Source organism: Vibrio sp. V31_P5A7T61, from assembly GCF_009904895.1.
In the GTDB taxonomy this organism is placed as follows: Bacteria; Pseudomonadota; Gammaproteobacteria; order Enterobacterales; family Vibrionaceae; genus Vibrio; species Vibrio metschnikovii.
Map to the genome: position 1 here is coordinate 1 of NZ_WXWI01000041.1, position 8,648 is coordinate 8,648.

The window sequence follows — 8,648 nt, forward strand, 5'->3', positions numbered from 1 at the left end:
GAATAATAATAATTATTAATGTTTTCTTTATTAAAAAAAGAAACTCTTAAACCACGAGATAGAGCATAATAAGGAATGGCATATTTTGCCATATCATTAGGATGAATACCGTAATTTAATAGAAAACGACTGTCTAAATAGTCCATTTTTGTTATAATCACCTGATTTGAAAAATCAAAGAACTACGCTTAATGTAAACATTATTCATTGCCAATACGAACTAATGCATCCATGAAATAATCACCCAGCATACGATCTGTTTCGCTGTCAAACTCATCAAAACCACCAGGTCTTGGAGTAAACTCTCCAAATATAAAATCTTCTTTTGTCTTTAAAAAGTCTATTCTACAGAAAGGAGACTTAATATTCTTACTTATATGCTTTGCAGTTTCTAAATCTTCTTTAGTAAATCCATTACCATCAAATAGATCTGTATTATATTTACCAGTAGATACAACTTCACCATTAACATTCCACCAGCAATATTTTTTATCTGGATACCTTCTAACCTCAAGTATTAAAGCAATTTCACCGTAAAAAGAATAAAACTTTAGATCATGAGGTGGCTTAAAAGGTATATCATCGTTACTCTGTGACTGTGACACAACCGCCGTTTCATGTAACCATGGATTCATGTTAATTTCTAACATTCTTTGTTTGGCTTCTTCCAATGATATAAATTCTCGATTAGCCACATCATATACAAACTCATCTTGGATAATAAAAACGCCTTTAGAGTTAGAACCATATTTAGGTTTTACAACACCATTTGTAAACTCTTCCATTTTGTTAAAATTAAATTCAGATATTAACATTGGTCGAGGTACATTAATAGAATCAATGAAGTTATAAGCATTCTTTTTATCATCTAACTCCCACTCTGGACATTTTAGCCCACGCAAACGGAGTTCTGTTCTTTGTGCAATCAATGTTTTAAATGAAGAAAACTTACCTAATAGATTCTTTCCTTTATTTCTAACGATAGCCTCTGTTATCTCATGTGGATAAATTTCGTTATAAATATCAGTCAATAATAATTCATCATTACTATCTTTGGCGTCTTTTAATAAAGATACAAGCTTTTTCCTTGTTAATTTAAAATCTGTTAGTCGTTCTTTCTTGATTGATTCAAATAATTCTATAGTCATAATAAACTCGTTACTCTAATTATTACCAAATAGATCTCTTGTATAGACCTTATCAACAGCATCATTCAAATCTCGTGAAACTCGGTTAGTAATGATCACATCAGAAAGCTGTTTAAACTCATTGAGATCTGTTATCACTCGGCTATTAAAGAAATGCTCTTCTTTTAGCTCTGGCTCATAAACCACCACTTCAATTCCTTTGGCTTTGATGCGTTTCATAATGCCTTGAATTGCCGAAGCACGGAAGTTATCAGAGCCTGATTTCATTACCAAACGATACACGCCTACAACTTTTGGCTCACGGGCAATAATAGAGTCAGCAATAAAATCTTTACGGGTGCGGTTCGCTTCAACAATGGCTTGAATCATATTGTTGGGCACATCTTGATAGTTAGCCAGCAGCTGCTTAGTATCTTTCGGTAAGCAATAACCGCCATAACCAAAGCTTGGGTTATTGTAGTGGTTACCAATCCGCGGGTCTAAACTTACCCCTTGGATAATTTGCTTAGCATCTAAGCCGTGAGTCGCTGCATACGTATCTAGCTCATTAAAATACGCCACACGCATCGCTAAATAGGTATTTGAGAATAGCTTAATCGCTTCAGCTTCTGTGCTGTCGGTAAATAGTACTTCTACCTCTTGTTTGATCGCACCTTGCTTTAATAAGGCAGCAAATTGATCGGCACGTTCGCTACGTTCACCGACGATAATGCGTGAAGGGTGTAAGTTATCGTACAGCGCTTTCCCTTCGCGCAAAAATTCTGGTGAGAAAATAATATTCTCAGTGGCAAACTTTTCACGCACTGCCGCGGTGTAGCCTACCGGTACGGTCGATTTGATGATCATCACCGCCTGCGGGTTAATCGCCGACACATCCTTAATGACCGCCTCAACAGAACTAGTATTAAAGTAGTGGGTTTTCGGGTCGTAATCCGTTGGGGTTGAGATAATCACAAACTGCGCATCTTGATACGCTTCTTGCTTATCTAACGTGGCGCGAAAATCTAACGATTTATGAGCTAAAAACTCACTGATTTCTTTATCTTCAATCGGTGAGATTTTATCATTTAATAAATCGACTTTATGAGCATCAATATCCAATGCCATTACTTGATGATGCTGAGCCAATAGCATTGCATTAGATAAACCAACATAACCTGTGCCAGCCACGGCTATTTTATATTTCATATGTAAATCTCTATTAAAATCAAGCAACAAACTGCTTAAATGTATTTCTCTCATGTTCAGCGAGAAAGTTAAAGTTAACATCATTCATAATTGGAGCGTACAATGACTTAACATCATTAATAAATTTATCTTTATACTCATGTGATAGATTTTTATGTGTATAAAAATATGAATTTATTTTTTTAGCCAAGAATATACCTGTAATATTTTTAGAAACATTAAAGGAATTAATATATTTCATAGCAATATCATGAGCTTCAATTTGTTTGAATGCAACCAAGCCTTTTCTTTGTTCTGTTGTTGATCCAGGTCTATCATAATTATAAAAATATTTAGCACCCTTAACTACTGATATTTTATCTGCAAAACTATGACTTAAGAAAGAAAAGCAAAAATCTTCTGAGAGATAGATATTAGGCAAACTTATACCATGCTTATTCAAAAAATCTCTCTCATATATTCTATACCATATATTAGAAAAATACCCTTGTTTAAAAAGCTTTTCTCTATCTTTATCAATTTTAGAATTAAAACTATTTACATTTATTTTTATTACTTGTTCTTTGCCATCTTCAACTTTAACAAATGTATCTGAAGTTACAATATTAGCATTTTCTTCTTGAGATTTTTTATATAATCTTTCAAAGAATTCATTTTCAACTCTATCATCAGCATCAACAAAACCAATATACTTACCATTTGCACATGCTAATCCGACATTTCTTGGAGTTCCCGGATTACCACTCGCATGAGATAAACTTATAATCTTAAAGTTATCCATATCAACAATATTATTTTCAATTTGTAGTTGAGTATCATCGTTAGAACCATCATTAATAATAATACATTCTATACCTTTAAGAGTCTGGTTTTTTAATGAGTTTATAGAACTCTTAATATACTCACCTACATTATGTGCTGGAACAATTACTGAAACATTAGGATTATCTCTCTTCATCGAATTAAGATAATCATCAAAAATCATTTTTTTATCTACAGTATAACGTGACAGTTTATTTTCAATTTCTGATTTCCAATAGGCGGAAACAAAGGACCAATTAACCACATCTGGGGTATATTTTCTTAGAAAAGATATTAGTAGATTCTCAAACTCTACCTCATATTCTTCTTGGATAAACTTACTATTATAAGAGTAATCTCCAATTGCTTTTTGAATAATTATTGGAAGATAATCTTTATATAGCCCCTTAGATTTAAAAAACTCTATTAGATTATGGTATGCTCTAAATACTTCAAATGCACTCTGTCCTTTGCGTCTCTCTATAGTCGAACCAGGACGATCAAATCTATAGTGGTAATAAATACCATCAACTGAAACTAACTTATTACATAATGACAGGGCCTTAATCGCAAATGGAGCATCTGCTGATGTCTTATACTCACCAAAACAGATTTTATTTTTCTTGATAAATTCTGTTTTATATATTCTAAACCAAACGATTGTATAATGGTAACTTTTGAAAAGTTCTTTCCGTTCGGAATGTTCACTTATAGGATCATAGTTAGTATGTGTTGTTTTAACGACTTCTGTTGTTCCATCTTGATTCTCTCTATAAAAGCCAGATGAAGTGACTAGTTCAGCGTCGCTTTCCTTCCCTTTTAAATACAGGTCTGACAACATCCCTTCATCAATGTAATCATCAGAATCAACAAAAGCAATATACTCACCTTTCGCTACAGCTAATCCCTGATTACGCGGTACTCCTGAATTACCTGAGGATCGAGAGTTAAGAATTAACTTAACTCTGCCATCTTTATTTTGATAAGATTTTAATATTTCAGTAGTTCTATCTTCAGAGCCATCATCAATAAAAATCACTTCGATATCTTGTAAGGCTTGATTAAGTATAGAGTCCGCACATCTCTCTATGTAATCTTGAACATTATAGGTCGGTATAATAACTGACACTTTAGGATTTGAATTACAATTATCAGGCAAAGAATTGATACAACTGACTCTTTTAGAGTCAGAATTGGTTATTCTTTTCTGCGTAAGATTAATATTGAAATCAATATAACCTCTCATTGCTTGAGATGAGCTCATGGCTGCATTATATAACTCTAGTGCAGCTTCATATTGTTTTTTTTTAAATTCTTGATTAGCTTTTTTTAAAACTGACATTGGTATACCTATATTTTTTAGCTTCTATCTTCAATTAATAATTGTTTACATTTCCGCTCTTCACGCTCTCCATACTGAATGAAATGTACTAATGGATTTAAGCCACTTTCCGCGACATCAGGATAGGTTTTTAAATACCAAAGGGTATTAAACTCAGCACTGGGGTTACGCCCTTCTTGCGCTCCAAAGCGTAAGTAATGTTCAATCGGTTCCACCCCATCCTCAATTACATCTGGATACTGAGCAAGATACCACTCTCTATCAAAATACTCTGAAAATTCAATCAATAACTTCTGCTGAGCCAATTGAGCGGCCCGTTTACGCTGCGGAGTTTGGCGAAATTTACGCACAGGTACGGTCATTTTCCATAATGTGGAAGCATGATGAGCCGTTAACTCTTTTTCGAGTAACGTTTTACTCGCCAAGGCTTGAGCTAGCTCTAGCTTGGTTAAACGCTGACGCTTGATTAAGCTATTAATTTTAGCGCTGTGAGCTTTGAGTTGTTGTACCTGGAGCTCAATTTGCTGCTGTAATGTCGTTTTCTCGTAATACAGCGTCTCGTGGGTTTCTTGTACACGAAGTAACTCAGCAATTATCATACTATTTTCTTGCTCTAGTGCTTTTTGCTGTCGTGTAGCGTCATTAACTTTTTGCTCAAGAGCGGATTTTTGTTGCTCTGAGGCTTGTAACGCGAATTGGCTAGTTGCGTACTGCTCACTTAAGCTATTGTGTTGATCTTGTTGCTCAGTGAGCGACTGTTCTAACGCATTGCATTTATCCATCACTTGCTGATTATGCTGCAGTGAAGCTTCCAGTGCTTCTTGCACTCGATGGAGCTCGGTTATCACTAAATCGTTTTCTTGCGCTAGAGCTTGTTGCTGCTGCTCTGAAGTTTTTAACGCCACTTGACTCGTGGTGTATTGCTCATTTAAACGAGTATGCTGGTCTTTCTGGTCGGCAAGTGATTGCTCTAACTTAGCTTGCTGCTCACGACTGGCTAACAATTGTTGCTCTAACGTGCTGCATTTATCCGTTTGTTGTTGATGCTGCTGAAGTGCAGTTTCAAGTGCTTCTTGCACTCGGTGCAGATCGGTAATCACTAACTCGTTTTCTTGCGCTAACGCTTGTTGCTGCTGCTCTGTTGCTTTGAGCTGTTCCTCTAAGGCTGTTTTTTGCTGCGCAGCGGCAGATATAGCCACATCATGAGCTTGCTGATTTTCGGCCAACTGCTGCTCAAACTTCATTTTTTCCGCAGCTCTTTCCTGACGCAGTTGGTCAATGTCTGACTCACGTTCAGTCAGTTGCTTGTCGGTATAACGCTGGCGGCGAATAGCATGTTGGCTTTGGCGGGTCAGTTCGGCAATGCTTAACGGTAATTGCGGATAATCCTCGCCCATGGGCAAAGCGACACTTAATAACAGTTGCTCTAAACGCTCTAACTGCGGATGGGTTTTTACATAGTAAGCAGCGAACAGATCATACTCATCTTGACTGGTACGGGCGCAAGTGGTGTTGATATCCGCTTGTGGCCATTCAATGCCTAGGTTATTGAGCCACTCACACCAATCTTGAGTAAAATAGGTTGCGTGGGCATGGCTAAGTAAATTGACCTTATGCTGATATTTCGGTAGCCAAGCTAACAGTTGTTCGCTCGTTTCAACCCATTTCGCTACCACACTTTCAATTTGCGCTTCTTCTGCGCCATTACGTAACGCATTGGCTAGCGTGGCTTGTAACCCCCAGATATGTATCAATAACTCATCATAATCAAGTAAGTCACTGTCTATTTCTGCTAATGAACAAGGCGCAGCAATGATGGTCACTTCATCGGTACAAGGTTTCTTACTGTTGGTTACTATCGAGAAGGGGCTATGTTGCTGGCTAAGCCAAGCTTGCCATTGAGCACTCTCTATCATGCTGGCAATGATTTTCATGGGGAGCTCCATTATAAACTGAATAAACGGCAAAAAGTCTTGATGAACGGCGAGAGCCCATTACTCATCAAGGTAAATAATTAACGAACGAGGGTATTTAACGCTGGCTGTTTTTTGGATATAACAATGTCTTGGACTTGTCGCTCCCGCAGCCGGACCACATTATCAACCAATACCTCAAGCTGTTGGTGGTAAAGACCGATATGACGAATGATGGTTAAATTAATCCGCCGCACATCGTAGCGCTGCTGGGCAAGTTGGTAACTTAACTGGCCATGTTGAGCGACCCTTTCAGGGTGTTCAATGTACTTACGCATTGCCGCAACTAACGAGTCAACATCACGCGGTTTGACTAAATAGCCATTTTGCCCATCCAGTACAGTATCTCGACATCCCGGACCATCACTGGTAATTATCGCTCGTCCTACTGCCATGGCTTCTTGAGTGCTCCGTGGTACGCCTTCGCGATAGTAAGACGGCAGGACAAAGACGGACGATTGTTGCAAAAATTGCCGTACATCATCAACTTTACCCGGGTAAAGAATGATCCCAGCGTTGACTTTATCGAGCAGCGTTCTCACGCTCAGTGAACCTTTTCCTCGGTCCGGCGCACCAACAATAATAAACTCTGCCGACACCCCTTCTGCTTTAAGCTGCTCCGCGGCGGCAATAAATTGGCGAATACCTTTTTCATTAAGCAGTCGGCCGACAAACACAAATTTAAGCGGTGTGGATTGCGGAGGATGATATTGGTAATAGGTTAAATCCAAGCCAATACCGTTAAGCTGGTGAATGTGCCCGGTTTTAATGCGGTGTTTATCGATCAAATCTTGCCGATCATCTTGATTGAGTAAAAACAGATGATCGCAATAGCGCAAACTGAGTCGATACAGGGCGACTTGCACTTGCTGAACTAAACGCTGAGCAAAACCAAAACCATTCACACCTGGAGTAAAAGGCCGACCTAGCCCTTCTATTTTTCCCACTCGTAGAGGAACGTTGGCTAATTTTGCCGCTAAAGTGCCGTAAATCACTGGCTTGGCAAAATAACAAAAACTGACGTCTATTTGATAACGGCGAAATAGCCGATACAGTTGATAGACGGTATATAAATCCCGCCATGGGTTAACGCCTAAACGGCTCAGCGAGTAGCGAATAGGTTTTGCGCCTAGCTCCATAATTCGCCACTGTTGCGCCTTAGTCATTTCACTCACAAAGGCATAAACCGTATGGCCAGAGGCAACCAGATCACGGATCAGTTCGCCGCGAAAACCAACTAAGCTTTCTGCTAGGGTGCCGACGATGGCAATGGTTTGTTTTTGCATAGCATTACCGAATACCGATGAGAGTCCTTACCCATTTCGCACTAGCCACTTTAAGTTGAGTGGTTGGCGATGAGCGGTTGTTTTTCCATTGCTGCAAATGCTCTACTGTTTGTGATGCGCTGCAGTAGTAGCCCGTTTTCGGGCTAATGTATAAGGGATACCAAATCAAGCTGGCGAAAATCAGTTCATTAAGCGTTAGCTGGCGAGTACGTCGAGCCATAGGGGCTTTATCGATGGTTAATCCCCAACCGCAATAAAACGGTTGGCCATAACAGACGACTTTTTTAGCCCGTAACAAGAGACTATGGCGTCAAGAGTTAATTTTGGCGCTGTTTACATCCCACATGCAGCCGTCTCTGAGCATAGAATTTAGGATAACTACCATCTTTCTGACGCAAGCAATGATCGCTACTTTTTTAGGTTTGCCTGCCGCTAATAACTTTTGATAGTGCTGTTTAAAAACAGGATTACATTGCATTGCAGACATCATGGCCATGTACAAAACCGTCCTGACTTGCATGCGTCCGCCTTTGATCATTCTCTTGCCTTTATAACTACCGCTTTCTCGAGTAATGGGAGCGACACCGATTAATGAAGCCGCTTGTTTGTTGGTGATGTAGCCCAGCTCAGGTACGTTACTGATGATGGAGGCTGCCGCAATTTTTCCGATGCCAGGTACGCTCTGTAATAGCTCATTTTTTGCTTGGTAATCAGGGCATGTCTCGATGAGTTTTTCGATTCTAGTTTCAATATTTTCTATCTGTTTTTTGAGCATGGTAAGTAGGGATTTAATCGATGACGCAACAGTCTTAGGCATGATTTGAGAGCGGTTCTTTTCCATGGTTTGCATGGTCAATAACTGGTTGCGTCTTGTCACTAAGTCACTCATTAAACGAATGTTTTCACTTTT

At 38.7% G+C, this 8,648-nt stretch carries 7 protein-coding genes; all 7 read right to left on the reverse strand.

The window, feature by feature from the left end; translation table 11 throughout:
* Positions 1 to 200: 200 nt before the first annotated feature.
* Positions 201 to 1,148, reverse strand: coding sequence for an ATP-grasp fold amidoligase family protein (locus CAG58_RS09825; RefSeq protein ID WP_161429867.1), 948 nt, complete (start codon positions 1,146 to 1,148; stop codon positions 201 to 203).
* Positions 1,149 to 1,163: 15 nt separating this feature from the next.
* Positions 1,164 to 2,336: a nucleotide sugar dehydrogenase gene (locus CAG58_RS09830; protein WP_158144399.1), complete on the reverse strand. Its 1,173-nt coding sequence runs from the start codon at positions 2,334 to 2,336 to the stop codon at positions 1,164 to 1,166.
* A gap of 19 nt (positions 2,337 to 2,355) precedes the next feature.
* Entirely contained in the window at positions 2,356 to 4,479 is a 2,124-nt protein-coding gene (locus tag CAG58_RS09835) for a glycosyltransferase family 2 protein (protein WP_161439730.1), read from the reverse strand.
* Positions 4,480 to 4,496: 17 nt separating this feature from the next.
* Complete coding sequence (locus CAG58_RS09840) at positions 4,497 to 6,413, reverse strand: hypothetical protein (RefSeq protein ID WP_161426012.1); 1,917 nt, start codon at positions 6,411 to 6,413, stop codon at positions 4,497 to 4,499.
* 80 nt (positions 6,414 to 6,493) lie between these two features.
* The gene (locus CAG58_RS09845) at positions 6,494 to 7,738 is read right to left on the reverse strand and encodes a glycosyltransferase family 4 protein (protein ID WP_161426013.1); all 1,245 of its coding nucleotides are present in this window, start codon (positions 7,736 to 7,738) and stop codon (positions 6,494 to 6,496) included.
* Positions 7,739 to 7,742: 4 nt separating this feature from the next.
* Positions 7,743 to 8,036, reverse strand: coding sequence for a capsular polysaccharide export protein, LipB/KpsS family (locus CAG58_RS09850; protein ID WP_161439731.1), 294 nt, complete (start codon positions 8,034 to 8,036; stop codon positions 7,743 to 7,745).
* Between the two features lie 12 nt (positions 8,037 to 8,048).
* A partial coding sequence (locus CAG58_RS09855; RefSeq protein WP_161429858.1) for a transposase occupies positions 8,049 to 8,648 on the reverse strand: 600 nt, incomplete at its 5' end.

Coding starts and splice junctions, on each gene's coding strand:
- CAG58_RS09835 (WP_161439730.1), bottom strand. CDS start 4,479: ATGTCAGTTTTAAAAAAAGCTAATCAAGAATTTAAAAAAAAACAATAT.
- CAG58_RS09845 (WP_161426013.1), bottom strand. CDS start 7,738: ATGCAAAAACAAACCATTGCCATCGTCGGCACCCTAGCAGAAAGCTTA.
- CAG58_RS09840 (WP_161426012.1), bottom strand. CDS start 6,413: ATGAAAATCATTGCCAGCATGATAGAGAGTGCTCAATGGCAAGCTTGG.
- CAG58_RS09825 (WP_161429867.1), bottom strand. CDS start 1,148: ATGACTATAGAATTATTTGAATCAATCAAGAAAGAACGACTAACAGAT.
- CAG58_RS09830 (WP_158144399.1), bottom strand. CDS start 2,336: ATGAAATATAAAATAGCCGTGGCTGGCACAGGTTATGTTGGTTTATCT.